Origin of the sequence: Salmonella sp. 3C (genome assembly GCF_025426275.1) — a bacterium.
Classification (GTDB): Bacteria; Pseudomonadota; Gammaproteobacteria; order Enterobacterales; family Enterobacteriaceae; genus Salmonella; species Salmonella enterica.
The window spans coordinates 705,337-728,788 of record NZ_CP104858.1 but is presented as its reverse complement, the minus strand read 5'-3'; the positions used below and the strand labels follow the sequence as shown (position 1 = coordinate 728,788).

At 50.5% G+C, this 23,452-nt stretch carries 25 protein-coding genes and 1 pseudogene; 15 read left to right on the top strand and 11 right to left on the bottom strand.

The window, feature by feature from the left end; translation table 11 throughout:
- Nucleotides 1-308: 308 nt before the first annotated feature.
- On the bottom strand, nucleotides 309-1,238 hold the full coding sequence (hilD, locus tag N7E69_RS03420) for a transcriptional regulator HilD (protein WP_000432698.1): 930 nt from the start codon (nucleotides 1,236-1,238) through the stop codon (nucleotides 309-311).
- Nucleotides 1,239-1,553: 315 nt separating this feature from the next.
- Between hilD and prgH the strand changes: the two genes are divergently transcribed.
- From prgH to avrA, 10 genes and pseudogenes are all read left to right on the top strand, one after another.
- Nucleotides 1,554-2,732, top strand: a complete 1,179-nt coding sequence (gene prgH, locus N7E69_RS03415) for a type III secretion system inner membrane ring protein PrgH (protein WP_000450199.1) — start codon at nucleotides 1,554-1,556, stop codon at nucleotides 2,730-2,732.
- 24 nt (nucleotides 2,733-2,756) lie between these two features.
- Entirely contained in the window at nucleotides 2,757-2,999 is a 243-nt protein-coding gene (gene prgI, locus N7E69_RS03410; RefSeq protein WP_000235228.1) for a type III secretion system needle filament protein PrgI, read from the top strand.
- A gap of 18 nt (nucleotides 3,000-3,017) precedes the next feature.
- A complete protein-coding gene (prgJ, locus tag N7E69_RS03405; RefSeq protein WP_000020431.1) occupies nucleotides 3,018-3,323 on the top strand; it encodes a type III secretion system inner rod protein PrgJ in 306 nt (101 codons plus the stop codon).
- Nucleotides 3,320-4,078, top strand: a complete 759-nt coding sequence (gene prgK, locus N7E69_RS03400) for a type III secretion system inner membrane ring lipoprotein PrgK (protein ID WP_108610886.1) — start codon at nucleotides 3,320-3,322, stop codon at nucleotides 4,076-4,078. Before prgJ ends, prgK begins: the two co-directional genes overlap by 4 nt.
- Complete coding sequence (gene orgA / locus N7E69_RS03395; RefSeq protein WP_001574876.1) at nucleotides 4,050-4,649, top strand: oxygen-regulated invasion protein OrgA; 600 nt, start codon at nucleotides 4,050-4,052, stop codon at nucleotides 4,647-4,649. Before prgK ends, orgA begins: the two co-directional genes overlap by 29 nt.
- The gene (gene orgB / locus N7E69_RS03390) at nucleotides 4,606-5,286 is read left to right on the top strand and encodes a type III secretion system linker protein OrgB (protein ID WP_000916654.1); all 681 of its coding nucleotides are present in this window, start codon (nucleotides 4,606-4,608) and stop codon (nucleotides 5,284-5,286) included. The genes orgA and orgB overlap by 44 nt, the downstream gene beginning before the upstream one ends.
- A complete protein-coding gene (locus N7E69_RS03385) occupies nucleotides 5,283-5,735 on the top strand; it encodes a type III secretion system effector protein OrgC (protein WP_000612164.1) in 453 nt (150 codons plus the stop codon). Before orgB ends, N7E69_RS03385 begins: the two co-directional genes overlap by 4 nt.
- A gap of 344 nt (nucleotides 5,736-6,079) precedes the next feature.
- Nucleotides 6,080-6,967 carry an invasion transcriptional regulator HilC gene (gene hilC / locus N7E69_RS03380; RefSeq protein WP_000243998.1) on the top strand — a complete coding sequence of 296 codons (888 nt, stop codon included), beginning with the start codon at nucleotides 6,080-6,082 and terminating at the stop codon, nucleotides 6,965-6,967.
- Nucleotides 6,968-7,350: 383 nt separating this feature from the next.
- Complete coding sequence (gene sprB / locus N7E69_RS03375) at nucleotides 7,351-8,106, top strand: transcriptional regulator SprB (RefSeq protein ID WP_001246656.1); 756 nt, start codon at nucleotides 7,351-7,353, stop codon at nucleotides 8,104-8,106.
- Nucleotides 8,107-8,266: 160 nt separating this feature from the next.
- Nucleotides 8,267-9,174, top strand: a pseudogene (avrA, locus tag N7E69_RS03370) (type III secretion system YopJ family effector AvrA).
- A 98-nt stretch (nucleotides 9,175-9,272) separates the two neighbouring features.
- Here the strand turns inward: avrA and sitD are convergent.
- Genes sitD through sitA form a run of 4 tightly spaced genes read right to left on the bottom strand, consistent with a single transcriptional unit; the run spans nucleotide 9,273 to nucleotide 12,704 of the window.
- Nucleotides 9,273-10,121 carry an iron/manganese ABC transporter permease subunit SitD gene (gene sitD / locus N7E69_RS03365; RefSeq protein ID WP_000480209.1) on the bottom strand — a complete coding sequence of 283 codons (849 nt, stop codon included), beginning with the start codon at nucleotides 10,119-10,121 and terminating at the stop codon, nucleotides 9,273-9,275.
- Nucleotides 10,112-10,972 carry an iron/manganese ABC transporter permease subunit SitC gene (gene sitC, locus N7E69_RS03360; protein ID WP_001104336.1) on the bottom strand — a complete coding sequence of 287 codons (861 nt, stop codon included), beginning with the start codon at nucleotides 10,970-10,972 and terminating at the stop codon, nucleotides 10,112-10,114. Before sitC ends, sitD begins: the two co-directional genes overlap by 10 nt.
- On the bottom strand, nucleotides 10,969-11,790 hold the full coding sequence (sitB, locus tag N7E69_RS03355; protein WP_000083151.1) for an iron/manganese ABC transporter ATP-binding protein SitB: 822 nt from the start codon (nucleotides 11,788-11,790) through the stop codon (nucleotides 10,969-10,971). Before sitB ends, sitC begins: the two co-directional genes overlap by 4 nt.
- Nucleotides 11,787-12,704, bottom strand: coding sequence for an iron/manganese ABC transporter substrate-binding protein SitA (gene sitA, locus N7E69_RS03350; protein ID WP_000182930.1), 918 nt, complete (start codon nucleotides 12,702-12,704; stop codon nucleotides 11,787-11,789). Before sitA ends, sitB begins: the two co-directional genes overlap by 4 nt.
- Before the next feature lie 181 nt (nucleotides 12,705-12,885).
- Between sitA and N7E69_RS03345 the strand changes: the two genes are divergently transcribed.
- Nucleotides 12,886-13,230: a nitrous oxide-stimulated promoter family protein gene (locus N7E69_RS03345; RefSeq protein WP_001117938.1), complete on the top strand. Its 345-nt coding sequence runs from the start codon at nucleotides 12,886-12,888 to the stop codon at nucleotides 13,228-13,230.
- A 61-nt stretch (nucleotides 13,231-13,291) separates the two neighbouring features.
- Here N7E69_RS03345 and flhA read toward each other — a convergent pair whose 3' ends face one another.
- The 6 genes from flhA to hypA form a co-directional block, all read right to left on the bottom strand.
- Entirely contained in the window at nucleotides 13,292-15,370 is a 2,079-nt protein-coding gene (gene flhA / locus N7E69_RS03340; RefSeq protein WP_000122683.1) for a formate hydrogenlyase transcriptional activator FlhA, read from the bottom strand.
- A gap of 218 nt (nucleotides 15,371-15,588) precedes the next feature.
- A complete protein-coding gene (gene hypE / locus N7E69_RS03335; RefSeq protein ID WP_001059954.1) occupies nucleotides 15,589-16,599 on the bottom strand; it encodes a hydrogenase expression/formation protein HypE in 1,011 nt (336 codons plus the stop codon).
- Nucleotides 16,596-17,717 (bottom strand): hydrogenase formation protein HypD, encoded by a 1,122-nt coding sequence (gene hypD / locus N7E69_RS03330; protein WP_001212964.1) that lies wholly within the window; start codon nucleotides 17,715-17,717, stop codon nucleotides 16,596-16,598. The genes hypE and hypD overlap by 4 nt, the downstream gene beginning before the upstream one ends.
- Complete coding sequence (gene hypC / locus N7E69_RS03325) at nucleotides 17,717-17,989, bottom strand: hydrogenase 3 maturation protein HypC (protein WP_000334871.1); 273 nt, start codon at nucleotides 17,987-17,989, stop codon at nucleotides 17,717-17,719. The genes hypD and hypC overlap by 1 nt, the downstream gene beginning before the upstream one ends.
- Nucleotides 17,980-18,852, bottom strand: a complete 873-nt coding sequence (hypB, locus tag N7E69_RS03320; protein ID WP_000337639.1) for a hydrogenase nickel incorporation protein HypB — start codon at nucleotides 18,850-18,852, stop codon at nucleotides 17,980-17,982. The genes hypC and hypB overlap by 10 nt, the downstream gene beginning before the upstream one ends.
- A 68-nt stretch (nucleotides 18,853-18,920) precedes the next feature.
- The gene (hypA, locus tag N7E69_RS03315) at nucleotides 18,921-19,277 is read right to left on the bottom strand and encodes a hydrogenase maturation nickel metallochaperone HypA (protein ID WP_000544461.1); all 357 of its coding nucleotides are present in this window, start codon (nucleotides 19,275-19,277) and stop codon (nucleotides 18,921-18,923) included.
- A gap of 209 nt (nucleotides 19,278-19,486) precedes the next feature.
- Here hypA and hycA point away from each other — a divergent pair, with 209 nt between their 5' ends.
- The 4 genes from hycA to N7E69_RS03295 all read left to right on the top strand — a co-directional run bounded on the left by hycA (nucleotide 19,487) and on the right by N7E69_RS03295 (nucleotide 23,445).
- Nucleotides 19,487-19,948 (top strand): formate hydrogenlyase regulator HycA, encoded by a 462-nt coding sequence (gene hycA, locus N7E69_RS03310; RefSeq protein ID WP_000158074.1) that lies wholly within the window; start codon nucleotides 19,487-19,489, stop codon nucleotides 19,946-19,948.
- 145 nt (nucleotides 19,949-20,093) lie between these two features.
- Complete coding sequence (gene hycB, locus N7E69_RS03305; protein WP_024157956.1) at nucleotides 20,094-20,693, top strand: formate hydrogenlyase subunit HycB; 600 nt, start codon at nucleotides 20,094-20,096, stop codon at nucleotides 20,691-20,693.
- Nucleotides 20,693-22,519: a formate hydrogenlyase subunit 3 gene (hycC, locus tag N7E69_RS03300; RefSeq protein WP_000097042.1), complete on the top strand. Its 1,827-nt coding sequence runs from the start codon at nucleotides 20,693-20,695 to the stop codon at nucleotides 22,517-22,519. The genes hycB and hycC overlap by 1 nt, the downstream gene beginning before the upstream one ends.
- Before the next feature lie 2 nt (nucleotides 22,520-22,521).
- Nucleotides 22,522-23,445: a respiratory chain complex I subunit 1 family protein gene (locus tag N7E69_RS03295; RefSeq protein ID WP_000110563.1), complete on the top strand. Its 924-nt coding sequence runs from the start codon at nucleotides 22,522-22,524 to the stop codon at nucleotides 23,443-23,445.
- Nucleotides 23,446-23,452: the final 7 nt, after the last annotated feature.

The window sequence follows — 23,452 nt, the reverse complement described above, 5'->3', positions numbered from 1 at the left end:
TAAAATGCCGGCCTTAATCCACAGGGTTAAAGCCGGAAGGAGATAGTGTCATCTGGACGAATTCTTACGCTGTGAATAAGGCAATATCGTTTTACCAGTCATCATAGCGATGACAAGTTCACAAAAATCGTGTTATATAATCAGCCTTACTTTAAATTACCAGAGATATCAGTATAAGCTGTCTTCCGGACAGAACAATGATATTGAATAGCCTCCCATCCTGATAGAGCGTGTTAATGCGCAGTCTGAATTTTAAATTATTACAATTTTAATAAAAATCTTTACTTAAGTGACAGATACAAAAAATGTTAATGGTTCGCCATTTTTATGAATGTCGATGGCGTAGTTTTAAAATATTTTTTGAAACATTGAATGAAGTAGGACGTGCTATCATAACCACATTTTAATGCTACAGAATTAACATTATGGTTGCCTATGCGTAAAAGTTTTGCTGCCTGATTCATTCTTGCCGATAAGTAGATGTCGCTAAAGTTGGTACCTTCTTCTGCAAGTTTCCGTTTGAGCGTTGACGTACTCATAAATATATGATCGGCAACATCCGTAAGCTTCCACTGTCTACTGGGTGACGAAGATATAATGTTGTAAACGCGCTCCTTTAACGTTATCTGAGCCGAGCTAAGGATGATCTCATAACTCTCCGGGAGTCGGAGAAAAGCAGTAAGCAGGAACAGCAGAAAATAAGGAATTAACTCTTCATTTTCAATACAACTTTTGTTGTTACAGTTACTGCAACCTTTGCTTGTATCCTTCGTACAGGAGAACGCCGTTTTCAGATGTTCAAATACCTCTCTTCTGGCAGGAAAGTCAGGCGTATAGAAGATTTTCTGCGCTTTCTCTGTGGGTACCGCCATTTTGGTTTGCTGCTCGTTTGGGATAAGTGCATAGAGAGCGCCAAGTCGTTGCGTCGGTATCTCGAGTATATCGAAATCCATGTGGCCATTGACCTCTTCAAGCGTCACGTTAACTACCTGCTCTTTTTTGAGCACCAACATCCCAGGTTCGTCACAGTAAATCGTATCGTGATTATTGCTAATCGTCAGTTTACCGCTCCGAAAGCAAACTAAAGTGAAACTGCTTACATAAAGATTTTTGATGGTAACCTGCTGAGTCTGACTTTTAATTTGCTGCCGGGTATTTGTCAAAAGTGATTTTAATTTCTGTAAGTTATCTGCGGCAGGACGCTGATGACTATTACTTACAAAGGTTACATTTTCCATATTATCCCTTTGTTGATGTTATTTTAATGTTCCTTACTGGTATCCTACTGAAAAAATCTGAGTTGTAAATGCTCTTTATTAGCGTGTGTTGGCAATGGTCTGATTGTTACACCAAAAGAACCCAAATTTGGGTAATTTATCTACAGTAGTTTAAGCCCCAATGGGGATGATGGTTCTTTTAATATGTGTTGAGACGCATTATACAGAATAAATTGATTTTATTTCTCACTTTTCATTCTATTTTCATCAGGAATCCCTGTGTCCTGTGCGGTAATCTGCTGCTATCGAGAACGACAGACATCGCTAACAGTATATATGGAAACATCAAAAGAGAAGACGATAACAAGCCCTGGGCCATACATAGTTCGATTACTTAACAGCTCACTGAACGGCTGTGAGTTTCCATTGCTGACAGGCCGAACACTCTTTGTGGTAGGTCAGAGTGATGCGCTCACTGCTTCAGGCCAACTCCCTGATATACCTGCCGATAGCTTTTTTATCCCGCTGGACCATGGCGGAGTAAATTTTGAAATCCAGGTGGATACGGATACGACCGAAATTATACTCCATGAGCTGAAAGAAGGAAATTCTGAATCTCGTTCGGTGCAATTAAATACGCCAATACAGGTCGGTGAATTGCTTATCCTGATTCGCCCGGAAAGCGAGCCGTGGGTGCCCGAGCAGCCTGAGAAGTTAGAAACGTCTGCAAAAAAGAACGAGCCGCGTTTTAAAAACGGAATTGTAGCCGCACTGGCCGGGTTTTTTATATTGGGAATTGGGACTGTGGGGACGTTATGGATACTTAACTCGCCGCAGCGGCAGGCCGCAGAGCTCGATTCGTTATTGGGGCAGGAGAAGGAGCGTTTTCAGGTGTTGCCAGGCCGGGACAAAATGCTCTATGTCGCTGCGCAAAATGAAAGAGATACGCTGTGGGCTCGTCAGGTTTTAGCGAGGGGCGATTATGATAAAAATGCGCGAGTGATTAACGAAAACGAAGAAAATAAGCGTATCTCTATCTGGCTGGATACCTATTATCCGCAGCTGGCTTATTATCGGATTCATTTCGATGAGCCGCGTAAACCCGTTTTCTGGCTAAGCCGCCAGCGAAACACGATGAGCAAGAAAGAGCTCGAGGTGTTAAGTCAAAAGCTGAGAGCGCTAATGCCTTACGCGGATTCGGTTAACATCACGTTGATGGACGATGTTACCGCAGCAGGCCAGGCGGAAGCGGGGCTAAAACAGCAGGCGTTACCTTATTCCCGCAGGAATCATAAGGGGGGCGTAACGTTTGTTATTCAGGGGGCGCTCGATGATGTAGAAATACTCAGAGCCCGTCAATTTGTCGATAGCTATTACCGCACATGGGGAGGACGCTATGTGCAGTTTGCGATCGAATTAAAAGATGACTGGCTCAAGGGGCGCTCATTTCAGTACGGGGCGGAAGGTTATATCAAAATGAGCCCAGGCCATTGGTATTTCCCAAGCCCACTTTAATTTAACGCAAATAAGGAAGTCATTATGGCAACACCTTGGTCAGGCTATCTGGATGACGTCTCAGCAAAATTTGATACGGGCGTTGATAATCTACAAACGCAGGTAACAGAGGCGCTGGATAAATTAGCAGCAAAACCCTCCGATCCGGCGCTACTGGCGGCGTATCAGAGTAAGCTCTCGGAATATAACTTGTACCGTAACGCGCAATCGAACACGGTAAAAGTCTTTAAGGATATTGATGCTGCCATTATTCAGAACTTCCGTTAATCAGTTATAAGGTGGATTATGTCGATTGCAACTATTGTCCCTGAGAATGCCGTTATAGGGCAGGCGGTCAATATCAGGTCTATGGAAACGGACATTGTCTCGCTGGATGACCGGCTACTCCAGGCTTTTTCTGGTTCGGCGATTGCCACGGCTGTGGATAAACAGACGATTACCAACAGGATTGAGGACCCTAATCTGGTGACGGATCCTAAAGAGCTGGCTATTTCGCAAGAGATGATTTCAGATTATAACCTGTATGTTTCTATGGTCAGTACCCTTACTCGTAAAGGAGTCGGGGCTGTTGAAACGCTATTACGCTCATGATTCGTCGATATCTATATACTTTTCTGCTGGTAATGACCCTTGCCGGCTGTAAGGATAAGGATCTTTTAAAAGGACTGGACCAGGAACAGGCTAATGAGGTCATTGCCGTTCTGCAAATGCACAATATAGAGGCGAATAAAATTGATAGCGGAAAATTGGGCTATAGCATTACCGTTGCTGAGCCTGATTTTACCGCTGCGGTGTACTGGATTAAAACTTATCAGCTTCCTCCCCGGCCACGGGTGGAAATAGCGCAGATGTTCCCGGCGGATTCGCTGGTATCGTCTCCGCGAGCTGAAAAGGCCAGGTTATATTCGGCTATTGAACAGCGACTGGAACAGTCATTACAGACGATGGAGGGCGTGCTCTCCGCCAGGGTCCATATTAGTTATGATATTGATGCTGGTGAAAATGGCCGCCCGCCAAAACCTGTTCATCTGTCGGCATTAGCCGTATATGAACGAGGTTCGCCGCTTGCGCATCAGATCAGCGATATCAAGCGTTTCTTAAAGAATAGTTTTGCCGATGTGGATTATGACAACATTTCTGTTGTGTTGTCAGAACGTTCTGATGCCCAATTACAGGCTCCCGGCACACCAGTAAAACGTAATTCTTTTGCAACCAGTTGGATTGTGTTGATTATTTTGTTATCCGTGATGTCAGCAGGCTTTGGCGTCTGGTATTGCAAAAACCATTATGCCCGCAATAAGAAAGGCATAACGGCTGATGATAAGGCGAAATCGTCAAATGAATAGGCAGCCATTACCCATTATCTGGCAAAGAATCATTTTTGATCCGTTATCGTATATCCATCCTCAGCGGTTGCAGATAGCGCCGGAAATGATTGTCAGACCCGCCGCCAGGGCGGCGGCAAATGAGTTAATACTGGCGGCATGGCGGCTTAAGAACGGAGAAAAGGAGTGTATTCAAAACTCACTGACGCAGCTGTGGCTGCGTCAGTGGCGCCGACTGCCGCAAGTAGCGTATTTACTCGGTTGCCATAAACTGAGAGCCGATCTGGCAAGGCAGGGAGCCTTGCTTGGCCTGCCGGATTGGGCGCAAGCATTTTTGGCAATGCATCAGGGAACAAGTTTATCTGTCTGCAATAAGGCGCCGAATCACCGGTTTTTACTTAGCGTCGGGTATGCACAGTTAAATGCCCTAAATGAATTTTTACCTGAATCTTTAGCACAGCGTTTTCCTTTGCTTTTTCCTCCATTTATTGAGGAGGCATTGAAGCAGGATGCTGTAGAAATGTCAATTTTGCTACTGGCCTTACAATATGCTCAAAAATATCCCAATACCGTCCCCGCTTTCGCCTGTTGAGGGGATACTGATAAAGCGTAAAACGCTGGAACGTTATTTCTCTATTGAAAGATTAGAACAGCAGGCGCATCAACGGGCTAAGCGTATTTTGCGAGAGGCGGAAGAAGAGGCAAAGACCTTGCGGATGTACGCCTATCAGGAAGGTTACGAGCAGGGAATGATAGACGCGTTACAGCAGGTCGCCGCTTATCTTACTGATAATCAGACAATGGCCTGGAAGTGGATGGAAAAAATACAGATTTATGCCCGCGAGTTATTTTCAGCTGCGGTCGACCATCCCGAAACGCTTTTAACCGTCCTGGATGAGTGGCTAAGGGATTTCGATAAGCCTGAGGGGCAACTTTTTTTAACACTGCCAGTTAATGCGAAAAAAGATCACCAAAAACTGATGGTGTTGCTTATGGAGAACTGGCCAGGCACTTTTAATCTTAAATATCATCAGGAACAGCGCTTTATCATGAGTTGCGGCGATCAGATCGCAGAATTTTCACCTGAACAATTTGTTGAAACGGCAGTAGGCGTCATTAAGCATCATCTTGATGAACTTCCACAAGACTGCCGGACAATTTCTGATAACGCCATTAACGCACTTATTGATGAATGGAAGACAAAAACGCAAGCGGAGGTTATAAGGTGATACCGGGTTCGATTCCGACTTCTTATTTGGTCCCGACAGCAGATACTGAAGCGACGGGTGTGGTTTCGTTGAGTGCCAGGGCCGCTATGCTGAATAATGTGGATAGCGCGCCTTTAAGCAATGGCGGCGACGTTGATCTTTATGATGCATTCTACCAACGACTTTTGGCGCTTCCTGAGTCAGCCTCTTCTGAAACGCTTAAAGATAGCATTTATCAAGAGATGAATGCCTTCAAAGATCCTAACAGTGGTGATTCGGCTTTTGTTTCTTTTGAGCAGCAAACGGCTATGCTACAAAACATGTTAGCAAAAGTTGAACCGGGCACCCATTTATATGAGGCTTTAAACGGGGTATTAGTTGGTACAATGAACGCACAGTCACAAATGACCTCCTGGATGCAGGAGATTATTTTATCGGGCGGGGAAAACAAAGAGGCAATTGACTGGTGAACCCCCATTGCTGGCGATTTGTGATAAGGTATGGTGTATATATCAGTAAATAATGCAGAAAATGCACCATGCCAGTGTGTCTATCTTATTGATGTATATGGATTATTAAGATGTCTGCCAGCCGTTTTATTCTGAAATGATTATATTAATATTGTAAGCTTTCATTACAAAATTGTGCATAAAGTTTGTAAGGGTATCTTTTTGTGACGAAATGAACGCGCGTTGGAATGTAATTATTGGCTATAATAATAAAAAAATCGGATTTAAATCATCTCTGTGAGTTTTAATTATTTGTTTATAAGAATATAACGATTTTGAGTTCCTTATAGCACACAGGATAAAATATGGTATTGCCTTCAATGAATAAATCAGTTGAGGCCATTAGCAATAATCACCTTCAACAGCCGAACAAATTTCCATTAATAAATGGATTAGCTGACGTAAGAGACTATTATGTCGCAAACTGCTTATTGTTTAAACTTAATAAAGGCAGTTTGCGAATTGAAAACGAATTTGGGGAGTTCATCGAACAATCTGCGCCGTGTTTATTTTTATTGGAAAAAGATCAAACAATCACGCTTAGTATGAGCGAAATAGAAGGGCATATTGATTTTTCTTCACTGGAAGTTTCCTATGACTTAATGCAAAAATTCTACAAAGTTTTTTACAGTACAAGAAACTATAATGATCGAGAGCTATCATTAAAAACGAAACCAAAGTATTTTTTTCATGCGGACTTGTTGCCAGGGATGAGTGATACTTTTGACTCTATTTTGCATGGTGTGGCATGTCCACGGGTTTGTAGTAATGTGAGTATTGATGATCATGATTATTCATATTTCTCATTGATGTATCTTATATCGGCATTTGTACGTAAGCCCGGTGGGTTTGATTTCCTTGAGCGAGCAATAAAAATTACGACAAAAGAGAAAGTTTATAACATTATTATCAGCGATCTCACCCGCAAATGGTCACAGGCTGAGGTGGCGGGAAAGCTGTTTATGAGCGTATCAAGTCTGAAGCGAAAACTGGCCGCTGAAGAGGTGAGTTTTAGCAAAATATACCTGGATGCTCGTATGAATCAGGCTATAAAATTATTACGTATGGGGGCTGGAAATATTTCACAAGTCGCGACGATGTGTGGCTATGATACGCCTTCTTATTTTATCGCTATTTTTAAACGGCATTTTAAGATTACACCGCTTAGCTTTATGCGTACAATGAACCATTGATTTGTGAAATTATTTTAAACGTTACTATCTGTTTGCGTTACAGATACCAAATATTTTTTTAATCGTAGTGTATATTTCAGTATCGCTACACCAGTGATATGTAGTTAATGAAAGGGAATCGAAAGCGTTCATTGTCAGACATACATGGCCACCAGGCGCCGGGCAATCGTTGTACTCTAAGAGATTACAGTAAAGTAAAACAGCAAATTTAATCATTATCAGATTTGTAAAAGGAATTCATTTCGGTAACGACATTGCGCATGTAATAACGTATCTGGTCTTATTACCTTTGTAGTAAGAAGGCGTTATCTACTTGCGCAGTAGTCGCCAGGAAGAAAAATCATTACCGAAGCTGTGGTCAGTTTTCAAAAAAGGATAAATAAATGAGAAATGTAATTATATACGGTATTAACTGGACTAATTGTTATGCCCTTCAGTCTATTTTTAAGCAAAAATATCCGGAAAAGTGCGTTAAAACGTGTAACTCATTAACTGCACTTTTGCATTCTCTATCCGATATGCCGGATGCCGGGCTGATTTTAGCTTTGAACCCGCATGAGCATGTTTATCTTTTTCATGCGTTGCTGACGCGGTTGCAGAACCGTAAAGTTTTGGTAGTGGCAGATCGCTTGTATTATATCGATCGCTGTGTGCTGCAATATTTTGGCGTTATGGATTATGTTTTAAAAGACGAACTATCCTGCGCTATCCGCTCGGATCGAGAGAAGCTCCGTCTTCCGGAAGCCTGGCTGCGTTTCTGCCACAGGCCACAAAAGAAAACCGTGGCTGCTACGTATGCTTTTAATGCCGGCGAGACGCCGGAAGAGGTATTGTTTAATATCAATCAATACGCCTGGTGGAATCTACCTCCCGGTGTCACGCAGGCGAAATATGCGCTGCTGATATTATTATCCTCCGGACATCCGGCAATTGAACTGGCGAAAAAATTTGGTCTGGGAACAAAAACCGTCAGTATTTATCGTAAGAAGGTTATGTATCGTTTGGGGATGGACTCTTCACCGCTATCGCTGTTCCGGGGACTGAAACTAGACGCGCATTTACAGCGCACTGCTTTTGCACATAACCCTGCTGTACCTGACGATAATTGCGCGTTACCGATTGCGGTAGGAATGAATTAAAATATTTTTTATCATTTATGACCATGTGTTGAGCTTTTATTATAAAAAAGATTTTTTGAGTAGTAATTCTTATATATAATCATCCGGAGGTGGTTGGTAGCCTGGCTCAATCATTGAGGCATATTTTTGCAGGCAATATATTGAATCTGAAAAGTTAAAGATGATATTTTCGGTGCAGGAGCTATCATGTGGAGGGAAAAGTATGCTAAGTCCTACGACTCGTAATATGGGGGCGAGTTTATCGCCTCAGCCTGACGTCAGCGGGGAGCTAAACACCGAAGCATTGACCTGTATTGTTGAGCGTCTGGAAAGTGAAATTATAGATGGCAGCTGGATTCATATCAGTTACGAGGAAACCGATCTCGAAATGATGCCTTTTCTTGTTGCACAGGCCAATAAGAAGTATCCAGAGTTAAATCTTAAATTTGTTATGTCAGTCCATGAGCTTGTTTCCTCTATAAAGGAGACCAGAATGGAAGGCGTTGAATCTGCCCGATTTCTCGTAAATATGGGAAGTTCAGGTATCCATATTTCAGTCGTCGATTTTAGAGTTATGGACGGAAAGACATCGGTGATTTTGTTCGAACCAGCAGCGTGTAGCGCTTTTGGACCTGCTTTACTGGCGTTGAGGACCAAAGCAGCTCTTGAACGTGAACAACTGCCTGATTGTTATTTTGCTATGGTCGAGCTGGACATTCAACGAAGCTCTTCTGAATGCGGTATTTTTAGCCTGGCGCTCGCCAAAAAACTTCAGCTTGAATTTATGAACTTAGTAAAAATTCATGAAGATAATATTTGTGAACGTCTGTGTGGTGAAGAACCTTTTCTCCCGTCCGATAAAGCAGACCGCTATCTGCCGGTGAGTTTTTACAAACATACTCAAGGCGTACAACGATTAAATGAATATGTGGAGGCCAATCCGGCGGCGGGAAGCAGTATAGTAAACAAAAAGAATGAAACGCTTTATGAGCGATTCGATAACAATGCCGTTATGCTAAACGATAAAAAACTCTCTATATCCGCTCATAAAAAAGGATAGCTGAATATAAGTCTTTACTTAAACCGTAATGAAATTATAAGGTTGCCTGCCAGAGGAAATCCTTCCAGCGCCATAAGACTACTCTATATTATGACCGTATGTTTCCTGAATAGCAGGCAAAAAAGTGTTAACCTTGCGCCTCTGGTACGATTTCATTACGCCTGTCGCGCCATGTTGCGTAAATAAATACCGCAATAAATACGATGGCAAATAATACCACTATGGTCGGCGCTGGCGCGCTATCAAGATAAAAAGACAGATAGACGCCCGCAAAAGCGGTAATAACTGACAGACTCACCGCTAATCCCAGCGCGCGCGCAAAGCGTCGCGTCAGCAAAATGGCAATTGCGCCGGGGGCGATAAGCAGTGAGATCGACAGAATAATGCCCACCGATTTCAGCGTGGCGACGATAGTCAGCGCAATCATACATAGCAGGCCATAATGCAGTAGCGTGGTATTCAGCCCGCTGGCTTTCGCCTGGTGCGGGTCAAAAGCGTGTAGCAGGAGATCTTTCCATTTCAGCCCTATGATTAACGCAATACCCAGCGCAATAACCGACGTTTGTACGATATCCCCCAGCGATACGCCCAGCATATCCCCAAACAGGATGTGATCCAGATGCACTTCCGATTGAATAGAAACATAGAGCACCAGACCTGCGCCAAACATCCCGGAAAAGACGATGCCCATCACCGTATCACGTTTGATGCGGCTGTTATCGTCCAGATAGCCGGTCGCGATAGCGCAAAATAATCCGGCAATGAAGGCGCCAATCGCCAGGGGGATCCCCACAATATATGCCAGCACGACCCCGGGGAATACCGCATGACTCATTGCATCGCCCATTAACGCCCAGCCTTTTAACACTAAAAACACGGACAGTAAGGCGCAGGGAATCGCCACAATGACCGAAACCATAAGGGCGTTCACCATAAAATCAAACTGAAAGGGTTCCAGTAACGTTGTTAAGAACATGTCGGCTCCTTCTGCAGGCGGGCGCGTCGACGGTTGGCTAACAGACCGTGTTTCGGGGCGAAAATAAAGGCTGTGATGAACAGTAAGGTTTGCATGACGACAATAATTCCGCCAGTGGCGCCATCCAGCCAGTAGCTAAGCCATGCGCCCAGAAAACTGGTCAGGCTACCAATCACGACGGCAATCATGAGCAGACGTGGAAAACGGTCGGTGAGTAACCAGGCCGTCGCGCCCGGCGTGACGACGAGACAGATCACCAGGAACGCCCCAACGGTTTGCAGGGCCGCCACGGTAGAGACGGACAATAGAGTGAAAAACAACAGCTTTAGTCGACCCGGATTAAGCCCGATAGAACGCGCATGGGTCTCATCGAAAAAGACGACCATCAGATCTTTCCACTTTAACAGCAGAATCGTCAGCGAGACTGCGCCGATAATCGCCAGTTGCGCAATATCCGCTGGCGCGATCGCCAGCACGTTACCGAGAATAATCGTCTGGATATTCACCGACATCGGATTGAGCGACACCATAAAAAGGCCGACGCCAAAAAAAGAGGAGAAGATAAGCCCGATAATCGCGTCTTCTTTCAGGCGTGAGCGTTGGTTAAGAAAGAGCATACTGCCTGCCGCCAGTCCGCCGGAAAGAAACGCGCCGAGCGAGAAGGGCAGCCCTAACATCCAGGCGCCAGCGACGCCAGGCACAATAGAGTGAGATAGCGCATCGCCAATGAGCGACCAGCCTTTGAGCATCAAATAGCAGGAGAGAAACGCGCACAGACCGCCCACCATTGCGGAGACCCACATCGCGTTGAGCATATACTGGTAGCCAAACGGCTCAACAAGCCAGTTCATGACGATTTTCCTCCGCTGGCCACGCGCCGGGAAATAAAGGGGCGCTCGTCATCGGTGATGATGTGCTCTTCGCCTCCGCTTAGCGCGATATGACGTAGAACGCCGCTAAACGCCTGTTCCAGATTCGCGGCGGTAAACGTGGTTTCGGTAGGGCCGCTGGCCAGTACGGTTCCTTTAATCATTACCGTATAGTCGCAAAACTCGGTGACGGAGCCGAGATTATGCGTTGAGACCAGCATCGTGCGGCCTTCATCGCGCAGTTCCCGTAGTAGATCGATGATTCGCGCTTCGGTTTTTACATCCACGCCGGTAAAAGGTTCATCCAGCAGGATTACTTGTCCATCCTGAGCGATGGCCCTGGCAAGAAACACACGTTTTTTCTGCCCGCCGGACAGCTCGCCAATCTGCCTGTGACGATATTCCTGCATATCCACCCGCGCCAGCGCGGCGTCAACACAGGCGTGATCATGCGCACTGGGACGGCGTAGCCAGCCCATATGGCCGTAGCGTCCCATCATCACCACATCTTCTACCAGCACCGGAAATGACCAGTCCACTTCTTCCGATTGCGGAACATAAGCAATGAGGTTTTTTTTCAGTGCCTTGTTGACTGACTGTTGCAGGATAGTGATATCGCCCTGCGCAAGATGCACAAAGCCCATTAACGCTTTAAATAACGTAGACTTACCGGAACCATTTACGCCTACCAGCGCGGCGATTGAACCGCCAGGCACCTGAAAAGTGGCGTCCCGTAGGGCGGTATGACCGTTGCGATACGTCACCGTGACTTGATCAACGGTAATCGCAGATTGACTCATTGTTGACTCCTCAGTCCGTCGTTAATGCCGTTGACGATGGTTTCGGTCGTGACGCGCAGCAGATCCAGATAGGTTGGCACAGGGCCGTCAGCGGCGCTCAGAGAATCGACATACAGTACGCCGCCATAATGCGCGCCGGATTCACGCGCGACCTGACGGGCCGGTTTATCGGAAACCGTACTCTCGCTAAAGATGGCGGGAATATGGTGCTTTTTAATGGTATCAATCACTTTACGCACCTGTTTTGGCGTCCCCTGTTGATCGGCGTTAATTGGCCAGAGATAAAGCTCTTTCATGTCGTTATCGCGCGCCAGGTAAGAGAACGCGCCTTCACTGGTGACCAGCCAGCGCTGATCGGCGGGAATTTTTTCCAGTTCGGCACGCAACGGATCGGCCATCTGGCGAATTTTCGCTTTATAGCGTTCGGCGTTTTGCTTATAGATCTGCGCATTATCCGGATCGTACTTCACCAGGGCGTCGCGAATGTTATCGACATAAATCAGCGCGTTTTCTGCCGACATCCAGGCGTGCGGGTTCGGTTTACCGTTATACGGGCCTTCGGTAATGCCCATCGGTTTGACACCGGTGGAGACGACGACTTCCGGCACGCCGGAAAGGTGCTGATAAAAGCGGGCGAACCATCGCTCCAGGTTCAGACCATTCGCGAGGATAAGCTGTGCCCCCTGCGCTCGTTTAATATCGCCGGGCGTTGGCTGATACTCATGGATTTCAGCGCCGGGCTTGGTAATTGAGCTGACTTCCGCTGCGTCGCCCGCCACGTTTTTCGCCATGTCGGCAATAACGGTAAACGTGGTGATGACTTTAAATTTCTCTTTTGCATAGGCTGGCGATAGCGCGAGTATCGCGACAATACCGGCAATCAGGAGTGTTTTCAGACGATGTAGATTCGTCATAGTATCCCTCGCAACAATGTGGTTAATTAATCATCGAATATAGCCTTTGCTATGTTATATAGCACAAGGTATGAATAAATGAAAATAATTCTTATTTGCGTAATGGCGATGATATGCAGTGATAGTGCTAAAGAGGGATAAGGTGTAAAATAAATACACCTTAATGTTCGGAGAGAGCACGATGCCTGGTAAACGTATCGCTCGTGAAAAACTGACGATCAAAAAAATGATCGCGCTGTATGAAAGCCAGTGCCCACAGGCGTCAGCGGTGCAGGGGCATTACGACGCGCTGTTCGCCTACGCGCAAAAACGTCTTGATAAATGCGTATTTGGCGAGGAAAAACCCGCCTGTAAGCAGTGCCCGGTGCACTGCTATCAGCCGGCTAAACGCGAGGAGATGAAGCAGATTATGCGTTGGGCAGGTCCGCGAATGCTTTGGCGGCATCCTGTCCTGACCGTGCGGCACCTTATCGACGATAAGCGCCCCGTTCCGGAATTGCCGGAAAAATATCAGCGCAAGAAGTGAAGGGGAAGCGCCAGGCCTACGGCGCGCATCATCTCCAGGCCGGATCAGATCCGGCAACCCGTTACGCTAACGCGTCTTTATCAATACCCAATCGCTTCATACGCGACAACAGGGTGGTTCGTTTAAGCCCCAGACGCTGCGCCGCGCCTTTTGGTCCAGCCACTACGCCATTGGTCTCTTTCAGCACGCGTATAATAAGCTGATATTCATCTTCGCCTTCTTTGACGCTTTCAGTCGCAACAGGCGAGGTATCGGGTGTTACGGCGGTAATATCCGGCAGCGACAGTTGTAGCACATTGCCGCGCGTCAGCAGCACGGCGCGCTCGACGACATTCTCCAGTTCGCGAACGTTCCCCGGCCATTCCATGCTGCTGAGCGTGCGCAGCGTTTCGGCGGGAATGCTGTCGATATTACGCCCCATTCGGCGGGCGATTTTGAAGGTGAACGCTTTGACCAGTAGTGGTATATCTTCCGGACGTTCGCGTAACGGAGGAAGCTGGATCGGAAATACATTCAGCCGATAGTAGAGATCGTTACGGAATTCGCGATCGGCGACCATTTTTTTCAGATCGCGGTTAGTCGCGGCGATCAGCCGCACGTCGGTCTGGATCAGTTTATTGCTGCCGAGACGTTCAAACTCTTGCTCCTGAAGGACACGCAGCAGCTTAGGCTGTAGCTCCAGCGGCATGTCGCCCACTTCATCCAGAAACAGCGAGCTTTTATCCGCCAGCTCGAAACGGCCAATTCGCTGCGCGCTGGCGCCGGTAAACGCGCCGCGCTCATGACCAAACAGATCGCTTTCCAGCAGCCCCGCCGGCATCGCAGCGCAGTTCATCTTTACCATCCTGCGCCCGCTACGTCCGCTCAGGTTGTGAATGGCGCGGGCAATCAACTCTTTACCGGTTCCCGTTTCGCCCAGAATTAGCACGGTACTGTCGCTCTGCGCCACCATCTCAACCTGCTTTAGCACGTTGTACATCGCTTCGCTGCGTCCGATGATCTCGCCAAACTCGCTGTCGACGTTATTAAGCTGCTCCGTGAGCGCCAGGTTTTCGTCGACCAGGCGTTCCTTCAGTCGGTGGATTTCCTGATAGGCCAGCGCATTATCCACGGCAATGGCTACTCGTTCGGCAATCTGACGCAGCAGCTTGAGGTTGGCGGTGGTAAACACTTTTTCTTCGCACTGGGCCAGTTTGAGCACGCCAAGCATCGTCTTGCCGGACATCAACGGCAGCAGGCAAAGCGTCTGGATCTGATTGCCCCAGGTATCGAACAGCATGCGTTCGTAGGGAGCAAGCGGATCGCGTTCGTTGAGGTTGATAAGCAGCATCTCTTTACTTTTAAAGACGCGCTCCGTGAGCGTGCCGGCTTCGTCGACTTCGCTCTGTTCGTGCGCCGGATGATGCTCATCAAGGTAGTGGGTGGAGTAGATATTCAGCTTATTTTTGCGATGGCTGCGCAACACGATGCTGATTGCGTCGATATTGAAATAGTGGTGGATCTCTTTTGCGACTTCGCTTACCAGCTCATCAATATCCAGACGCGACAGGACGGCGTTGGTGATCGCAACCAGAATACGGAAGTTATCGCGTTCGCGGCACAACAGATCATAATCGACATTATTGTTTACCCGGTTTTGAATTTGCTCGGCGACCACGCCGACAATTTGGGTAAACGTATGCAGACGGTCATATTCCTTTTCACTCCAGGGGCGATCTTCCTGACGGATGAATTCGCAGCCGCCGAAAATACGGCCCTCCGCGGCTAAAGGAAGCAGACAGTAATGACCAAATTCCGGGTAGAGGCCGCTCGCGGCAAGCTGCGGCCAGGTTTCGGTAAACTCATGGAAATTACAGTGCAATGCATCGGGGCGAGAAAGGATGCGACGTACCGGGCCGTGCGCCAGTACGGTTTCATCTTCATATTCAACAGGACGGCCATTTTCTCGCGTCGCATAATATTGTGCGCGTTGCGACAGCGCCTGCCATAGCACAATGCCGGCGCTGTCGGCGAGCGCTGAACGCTTTACCAGTTGCGAAAGCGCTTCACTGAGCGACGCCAAATCGGGCTGCTGCAATAAGGTACGAGTGATATCGAACAGGCCTTGCTGTCCAAGATCGCTCATGGGTGTATACGACATGTTGCTTTTCCAGGAAAATACCGCAAAACGGTGCGAAAACGGTAAATGAATTATAGGTATAAGTCGTAAGTTATTGCTGGATGGCTGACCGCAAACTCGCTGGTCACACACTCCGTAGGCCTGATAAGCAAAGCGCCATCAGGCGTTCATGCAGCGTTAATGCCGGATGTCGACGCAAATGCGTCTTATCCGGCCTACAGTATGCTGCCAACAGGCTGCTAGCATATACGAGGTAATGGTTCGGCGTGTGGCAAATCAAGGGTTCGCTTCACGCCATAGAGTCCGGCTAAGCGAACGCCTTTGCGTTCCACGACTTCGCCAATCAGCGCTGCATCACGTCCCAGCGGATGCGCGCGTAATGCCGCCAACGCCCGATCTGCGGCCTGCCGTTCAACGGCAATCACCAGTTTTCCTTCGTTGGCAAAGTTCAGGGCATCCAGCCCCAACAGCTCGCAGACGCCGCGCACGGCAGGTTTGAGCGGCAGTGCGGATTCGGACAATTCAATACCGTAACCGCAGGACGTTGCAAACTCATGGGCGACCGCATTCACGCCGCCGCGCGTGGCGTCACGCAATGCCTTCACTCCGTCAATATGACGCAGCGTCTGAATAAGCGGCGTTAATACTGCGCAGTCGCTCGCCAGCTCGCCATCCAGTCCCAGTTGCTCACGCAGGTTGAGGATAGTGGCACCGTGATCGCCAAGCGTACCGCTGACTAACAGCACATCGCCAACGCTCAGCGTTTGCGCGCCCCAGCGAATATCGGCGGGAATCGCCCCCATGCCGGCAGTGTTGATAAATAATTTATCCGCCGCGCCGCGCTGCACAACTTTGGTGTCGCCGGTTACAATGGCGATATCCGCTTCCCGCGCGGTCGCCGCCATGCTATTGACCACGCTTTTTAACGTCTCCATCGGCAGCCCTTCTTCAAGGATAAAGCCGCAGGAGAGATAGCGGGGGATCGCGCCGCTCACCGCAACGTCGTTCGCCGTACCGCAAATCGCCAGTTTGCCGATATTGCCGCCGGGGAAAAAGAGCGGATCGATCACATAGCTATCGGTAGAAAACGCCAGACGGTCGCCCTCCGCCGTCAGTTGCGCCAGCTCCAGACGCGCCTGATCTTCTTGTTCCGCCAGCCACGGGTTGGCAAAGGCCTCCATAAACAGGCTATTAATCAACTGTTGCATAGCCTGGCCGCCGCTGCCGTGGGCGAGTTGTATATTGTTCAAACTTCACACTCCTGCTGACGATACTGATACCAGGCGGCGCATGCGCCTTCGGAAGAGACCATCAGCGCGCCGAACGCGGTCTCTGGATTACATGTTTTACCAAATAGCGGGCACTGATGCGGCTTGCATCTGCCGGTCAGCACTTCGCCGCAGCGGGCGCGCGGATCGTCATAGACCTGTTGTGGCGCTGGGCGGAAATGCGCTTCGGCGTCAAAGCGCTGATACTCTGGCGTCAGGTGGACGCCGGAGGATTCAATCACGCCCAGACCGCGCCACTCGCTGTCGCCATTAACGCAGAACACATCGGCGATGGCCTGCTGCGCCAGCATGTTTCCGGCATCCGGCACCACGCGACGGTATTGGTTTTCAACCTGGCTTAGGGCCGCTATTTTCTGCTCAACCAGCATGACCACGCCTTGCAGTAGATCAAGCGGTTCGAATCCAGCCACCACCAGCGGGCGATTAAAATCGGCGGCGATAAACTGGTACGCCTCGGTGCCGATGACCATGCTGACGTGGCCTGGCGCAAGAAAGGCGTCAATGCCGTTGTCCGGCTGCTCCAGTAGGCTACGCAGCGTCGGGATCAGCGTAATGTGCTGGCAGAAAAAGTAGAAGTTTCGCACGCCACGCTGTTTTGCCTGCTGCAGCGTGATGGCGGTGGTCGGCATGGTGGTTTCAAAGCCCAGCCCGAAAAATACCACTTTGCGGGTCGGGTTATCCTGCGCCAGCTTCAGCGCGTCCATCGGAGAGTAAACAATACGGACATCCGCGCCGCGCGCTTTAGCCTGCAACAGAGAACCCTGTTTCCCCGGCACGCGCATGGCATCGCCAAAGGTGCAGAAAATCACCTCCGGATGGCTGGCGATTTCCACGCAACTGTCGATGCGTCCCATCGGCAGCACGCAGACCGGACAACCGGGGCCGTGAATAAATTCCACGTTTTCGGGCAGTAACTGATCGAGACCAAATTTAAAAATTGCGTGGGTATGACCCCCGCAGACTTCCATAATGCGCAACGGACGTTCGGCAGTGTAAGGAAGAAGGGCGGCGCGTTCACGCAGGTGTTCAATGAGCTGCATTACCTGTTCCGGCGCACGGTACTCGTCAACAAAACGCATTATCTCTCCTCACCATACAGCAGTGCGCCGACGTCCGGCTCAACATCAAACATATTTTGTAGCGCGTCGAGCGTGTCGCGCGCTTCCGCTTCGTTAATGACGCTCATGGCGAATCCGACATGAACCAGCACCCACTGACCCAGACGCGGCTGACCGTTTTCATCACAACTGCCGACTAATGTGAGATCGACGTCGCGCTGAATGCCGCAGACGTCAACTTTTGCCTGATTGCCGTCAATGGCGCGGATTTGACCCGGCACGCCTATGCACATCGCTGCGCCTCCAGCCAGGCCAGCCACTGATCCATGCCTTCGCCGCTGGTGGCGGAAATCAGGATAATTTCAATCTCCGGGTTCACTTCACGCGCGCTGGCGATGCACTTCTCAACGTCAAAATTGAGGTAGGGCAGCAGATCGACTTTATTGAGCAGCATGAGCGACGCAGCGGCAAACATATGCTGATATTTCAGCGGCTTATCTTCACCTTCGGTCACGGAAAGCACTGCGACTTTATGCTTTTCGCCCAGATCGAAGCTGGCCGGGCAGACGAGATTACCGACGTTTTCGATAAACAGAATACCGTGGTCATCCAGCGGCAGGCGCGGCGCGGCGTCGGCGATCATTTGCGCGTCAAGATGGCAGCCTTTACCGGTGTTGACCTGAATGGCGGGCGTGCCGGTAGCGCGGATGCGGGCGGCGTCGTTCACTGTCTGCTGGTCGCCTTCAATCACCGCGCACGGTACACGGTCTTTCAATTTCATTAGCGTTTCAGTCAGCAGGGTGGTTTTACCGGACCCGGGGCTGGACACCAGGTTGAGCACCAGTTGCTGGCGGGCGGCGAAACGGGCGCGGTTGCGCTCAGCCAGACGATTATTTTTGTCCAGCACGTCGATTTCAACCTCCAGCATCCGCCGCTGACTCATACCAGGCGCGTGGGTTCCGGCTTCGCCGTGGCCGTAATGCAGATCGCCTTCTGCGGTCTGACTTGGGGCAAAGTCAGGCGTTTTAATGCCGGTAATATTCAGCGCCGGGCGAGCCGCTGGGGCAAAGGGCGCGCTACGAAACGCTGAGTGCGGATTATGTTCATCGCCTTCTATATAAAGGTTGCCTTCAGCGCAACCGCAAGTCGTACACATCGCTTACTCCTGATCTTTTTCTTGTTACAGGCTTTCTGCCGGATGGCGACGCGAGCGTCTATCCGGCATTAATCTTCAGTTTCATCAATCTCTATGCGCCGAATTTGTAAGCCGTCATCGGCCACAATTCGCAGCGTATCGCTATGACATTGCGGACAACGACGTACACGGTGGGTTAACAACGTGACATATTGTTGACAATGCTCACACCAGCATTCGGCTTCCTGTTCTTCGAGGTGCAGTTTACAACCTTCTGCTATCGTGCCGCGGCATACCAGATCAAAACAAAAGGAAAGAGCGCTGGTTTCCACGCAAGAAAATGCGCCAATTTTGATCCAGACGGCTGTCACACGTTTTGCACCGTATGCTGAAGCCTGTTGTTCAATCAATTCCAGTGCCCGTTGGCAGAGGGTGATTTCGTGCATATCGCCTCCCGTAGTGGTTGCCCCTGTAAAGCAATATTTGTGCCAATATTTTTATCCCCTGGCAGGTTAATGTCGACGATGACGAAATGACATGTCGTCACCGCGTCGAAACGGCAGTAACTGCGCTCGTCTGCCATTAAAAACAATAAGTTAAAAGTTGGCATGGAAAATGCTTAACGCAGGCATCTCTGTTAAACGGGTAACCTGACATGACTATTTGGGAAATAAGCGAAAAGGCCGATTACATCGCGCAACGGCATCGTCGCCTACAGGACCAGTGGCATATTTACTGCAACTCGCTGGTTCAGGGGATCACCCTCTCGAAAGCGCGCCTGCATCACGCAATGAGCTGCGCGCCGGAAAGGGATCTTTGCTTTGTCCTGTTTGAGCACTTTCGTATTTACGTCGCGTTGGCGGATGGTTTTAACAGCCACACCATTGAGTACTACGTTGAAACCAAAGATGGCGAAGATAAGCAATTGATTGCACAGGCGCAGCTCGATATCGACGGCAAGGTTGATGAACGGGTTAACAACCGCGATCGCGAGCAGGTGTTGGAGCACTATCTGGAAAAAATCGCCAGCGTTTACGACAGCCTCTATACCGCTGTAGAAACCAACTCGCCGGTAAATTTGCGTCAATTGGTAAAGGGACACAGCCCGGCGGTATAAGCCTGAGGCGTTGCCCGCTTTGATTCTCGATATGGCGTTGCGCCATGTCATGAATGTTTTGGGGATGGGCGTGTCGATAAGTGTCGAAAATGACATTTCAACGGCATGTTTTCGTCAAAAATGACAATCACCTGAGGAATGCCTGGTGAATCGTTTTGTAATTGCTGACTCCACTCTCTGTATCGGCTGCCACACCTGTGAGGCCGCCTGTTCAGAGACGCATCGCCAGCATGGCCTGCAGTCAATGCCGCGCCTGAAAGTGATGCTGAATGAAAAAGAATCTGCGCCGCAGCTTTGTCACCACTGTGAAGATGCGCCATGCGCCACGGTATGCCCGGTTAACGCGATTAATCGCGTTGACGGCGCTGTCCAGCTTAATGAAAGCCTGTGCGTGAGCTGCAAACTGTGCGGTATTGCCTGTCCGTTTGGCGCTATTGAGTTTTCCGGCAGCCGTCCGCTGCATATTCCGGCGAACGCCAATACGCCGAAAGCGCCGCCAGCGCCTGCGCGCGTCAGTACGTTGCTCGACTGGGTGCCGGGCGTGCGCGCTATCGCGGTGAAATGCGACCTGTGCAGCTTTGACGAGCAAGGCCCGGCCTGCGTGCGGATGTGCCCGACTAAAGCGCTACACCTGGTGGAGAACACGGATATCGCCCGCGCCAGCAAACGTAAACGTGAGCTGACGTTTAATACCGATTTTGGCGATCTCACCTTGTTTCAGCAGGCTCAGAGTGGGGATGCATAATGAGTTCACTTTCACTGATTACTAGCGGCGTCGCGTGGTTTGCCGCCGCCGCCGTTCTGGCGTTTCTGTTTTCGTTTCATAAAGCGCTGAGCGGCTGGATTGCCGGTATCGGCGGCGCGGTCGGCAGCCTGTGTACGGCAGGCGCGGGGTTCACCGCGCTGACCAGCGCCGTTACGGTGAGCGGCGTGATGCCGTTTACCGGTCACATGCTGCAAATAACGCCGCTGAATGCTATCTGGCTGATTACGCTGGGGCTGTGCGGTCTGTTCGTCAGCCTGTTCAATATCGACTGGCATCGCCATCCACAGGTAAAAGCCAACGGACTGTTGATCAACCTGCTGATGGCGGCAGCCGTCTGCGCTGTGGTCGCCAGTAACCTGGGGACGATGGTGGTGATGGCTGAAATCATGGCGCTCTGCGCCGTGTTCCTCACCGGCGGTAGCAAAGAGGGCAAACTGTGGTTTGCGCTGGGCCGTCTCGGTACGCTGCTGCTGGCAATCGCCTGCTGGTTGGTGTGGCAGCGCTACGGCACGCTGGATCTGGGGCTGCTGGATCAACGCGCTCAGCAACTGCCGCTGGGCTCCGATATCTGGCTGCTCGGCGTTATCGGCTTTGGTCTGCTGGCCGGGATTATCCCGCTACACGGTTGGGTGCCGCAGGCGCACGCCAACGCCAGCGCTCCCGCCGCCGCGCTGTTCTCGACCGTGGTGATGAAAATCGGGCTGCTGGGCATTCTCACGCTATCTCTGCTTGGCGGCAATGCGCCGCTGTGGTGGGGCGTGGCGCTGTTGGTGCTTGGGATGATCACCGCCTTTGTCGGCGGTCTGTACGCGCTGATGGAGCATAACATTCAGCGCCTGCTGGCCTATCACACGCTGGAAAATATCGGCATCATTTTGCTCGGTCTGGGCGCAGGCGTTACCGGGATTGCTCTCAATCAGCCGGTACTGATCGCGCTGGGTCTGACCGGCGGGCTCTATCACCTGCTGAACCATAGCCTGTTCAAAAGCGTGCTGTTTCTGGGCGCGGGCAGCATCTGGTTCCGTACCGGTCATCGCGATATCGAAAAACTGGGCGGTATTGGTAAACGGATGCCGGTTATTTCTATCGCCATGCTGGTCGGTCTGATGGCGATGGCGGCGCTGCCGCCGCTGAACGGATTTGCCGGCGAGTGGGTGATTTATCAGTCCTTCTTCAAACTGGGCAACAGCGGCGCGTTTGTTGGTCGTCTGTTAGGACCGCTGCTGGCGGTTGGCCTGGCGATTACCGGCGCGCTGGCGGTGATGTGTATGGCGAAAGTTTACGGCGTGACGTTCCTTGGCGCGCCGCGCACGAAGGAAGCTGAAAATGCCAGCTGCGCGCCGATCCTGATGGGCGTCAGCGTGGTGGCATTGGCGATTTGCTGCGTACTGGGCGGGGTTGCCACGCCGTGGCTGCTGCCGATGATTTCCACTGCGGTACCGTTGCCGCTGGAAACCGCGCACACCACCGTATCGCAGCCGATGATCACGCTGCTGTTGGTCGCCTGTCCGCTACTGCCGTTCATCATTATGGCGATATTCAAAGGCAACCGTCTGCCGTCGCGTTCTCGCGGCGCGGCCTGGGTGTGCGGCTACGACCATGAGCAGTCGATGGTGATTACCGCGCACGGTTTCGCCATGCCGGTGAAAGAGGCCTTTGCCCCGGTACTCAAACTGCGTAAATGGCTGAACCCGGTATCGCTGGTGCCGGGCTGGCAGAACGCGGCGGCCGCGGTGCTGTTCCGTCGTCTGGCGCTGATTGAGCTGGCGGTGCTGGTGGTGATTGTGGTTTCACGAGGAGCCTGAAAATGAGTGTATTTTATCCGTTAATTCAGGCGCTGGTGCTATTTGCCGTTGCGCCATTGCTGTCCGGTATTACTCGCGTGGCGCGCGCCCGTCTACACAATCGCCGTGGGCCGGGCGTGTTGCAGGAGTACCGCGACATTATCAAACTGCTCGGTCGTCAGAGTATTGCGCCCGCGGATTCCGGCTGGGTTTTCCGCCTGACGCCGTTTGTGATGGTCGGCGTGATGCTGACTATCGCCACCGCGCTGCCGGTTGTCACCGTTGGATCTCCGTTGCCGCAACTGGGTGATTTAATCACCCTGATTTACCTGTTCGCGATTGCGCGCTTCTTCTTCTCTATTGCAGGCCTGGATACCGGCAGTCCGTTCACCGCGATCGGCGCCAGCCGTGAAGCGATGCTCGGCGTGCTGGTGGAGCCGATTCTGCTGCTGGGTCTGTGGGTCGCCGCGCAGGTGGCGGGTTCAACTCATATCAGCAATATCGCCGATACCATTTATCACTGGCCTGTCGCGCGCAGTATTCCGCTGATTCTGGCGCTGTGCGCCTGCGCCTTCGCCACCTTTATCGAAATGGGCAAGCTGCCGTTCGACCTGGCGGAAGCGGAGCAGGAGTTGCAGGAAGGGCCGTTGACCGAATACAGCGGTAGCGGCTTTGCGGTGCTGAAATGGGGCATCAGCCTTAAGCAACTGGTGGTGCTGCAAATGTTCGTCGGCGTGTTTCTGCCGTGGGGACAGATGGAAACCTTCAGCGCAGGCGGACTGTTGCTGGCGCTGGTGATTGCCGTCGTCAAGCTGATTGTCGGCGTACTGGTGATCGCCCTGTTTGAAAACAGCATGGCGCGACTGCGTTTTTGCGCCACTTCACGCGTGACCTGGGCCGGTTTTGGGTTTGCGTTTTTAGCCTTCGTCTCCTTGCTGGCGGCGTGATTTAAGA

What these genes read in the sequence shown, in the direction of transcription:
- hypA (WP_000544461.1), bottom strand. Translation starts at nt 19,277, where the DNA reads ATGCACGAAATCACCCTCTGCCAACGGGCACTGGAATTGATTGAACAA.
- prgJ (WP_000020431.1), top strand. Translation starts at nt 3,018, where the DNA reads ATGTCGATTGCAACTATTGTCCCTGAGAATGCCGTTATAGGGCAGGCG.
- sprB (WP_001246656.1), top strand. Translation starts at nt 7,351, where the DNA reads ATGAGAAATGTAATTATATACGGTATTAACTGGACTAATTGTTATGCC.
- hypC (WP_000334871.1), bottom strand. Translation starts at nt 17,989, where the DNA reads ATGTGCATAGGCGTGCCGGGTCAAATCCGCGCCATTGACGGCAATCAG.
- sitC (WP_001104336.1), bottom strand. Translation starts at nt 10,972, where the DNA reads ATGAACTGGCTTGTTGAGCCGTTTGGCTACCAGTATATGCTCAACGCG.
- hilD (WP_000432698.1), bottom strand. Translation starts at nt 1,238, where the DNA reads ATGGAAAATGTAACCTTTGTAAGTAATAGTCATCAGCGTCCTGCCGCA.
- prgI (WP_000235228.1), top strand. Translation starts at nt 2,757, where the DNA reads ATGGCAACACCTTGGTCAGGCTATCTGGATGACGTCTCAGCAAAATTT.
- hycC (WP_000097042.1), top strand. Translation starts at nt 20,693, where the DNA reads ATGAGTTCACTTTCACTGATTACTAGCGGCGTCGCGTGGTTTGCCGCC.
- sitB (WP_000083151.1), bottom strand. Translation starts at nt 11,790, where the DNA reads ATGAGTCAATCTGCGATTACCGTTGATCAAGTCACGGTGACGTATCGC.
- flhA (WP_000122683.1), bottom strand. Translation starts at nt 15,370, where the DNA reads ATGTCGTATACACCCATGAGCGATCTTGGACAGCAAGGCCTGTTCGAT.
- hypB (WP_000337639.1), bottom strand. Translation starts at nt 18,852, where the DNA reads ATGTGTACGACTTGCGGTTGCGCTGAAGGCAACCTTTATATAGAAGGC.
- prgH (WP_000450199.1), top strand. Translation starts at nt 1,554, where the DNA reads ATGGAAACATCAAAAGAGAAGACGATAACAAGCCCTGGGCCATACATA.
- orgA (WP_001574876.1), top strand. Translation starts at nt 4,050, where the DNA reads ATGATAAGGCGAAATCGTCAAATGAATAGGCAGCCATTACCCATTATC.
- orgB (WP_000916654.1), top strand. Translation starts at nt 4,606, where the DNA reads ATGCTCAAAAATATCCCAATACCGTCCCCGCTTTCGCCTGTTGAGGGG.
- N7E69_RS03345 (WP_001117938.1), top strand. Translation starts at nt 12,886, where the DNA reads ATGCCTGGTAAACGTATCGCTCGTGAAAAACTGACGATCAAAAAAATG.
- sitD (WP_000480209.1), bottom strand. Translation starts at nt 10,121, where the DNA reads ATGTTCTTAACAACGTTACTGGAACCCTTTCAGTTTGATTTTATGGTG.
- hypD (WP_001212964.1), bottom strand. Translation starts at nt 17,717, where the DNA reads ATGCGTTTTGTTGACGAGTACCGTGCGCCGGAACAGGTAATGCAGCTC.
- sitA (WP_000182930.1), bottom strand. Translation starts at nt 12,704, where the DNA reads ATGACGAATCTACATCGTCTGAAAACACTCCTGATTGCCGGTATTGTC.
- hycA (WP_000158074.1), top strand. Translation starts at nt 19,487, where the DNA reads ATGACTATTTGGGAAATAAGCGAAAAGGCCGATTACATCGCGCAACGG.
- hilC (WP_000243998.1), top strand. Translation starts at nt 6,080, where the DNA reads ATGGTATTGCCTTCAATGAATAAATCAGTTGAGGCCATTAGCAATAAT.
- N7E69_RS03295 (WP_000110563.1), top strand. Translation starts at nt 22,522, where the DNA reads ATGAGTGTATTTTATCCGTTAATTCAGGCGCTGGTGCTATTTGCCGTT.
- prgK (WP_108610886.1), top strand. Translation starts at nt 3,320, where the DNA reads ATGATTCGTCGATATCTATATACTTTTCTGCTGGTAATGACCCTTGCC.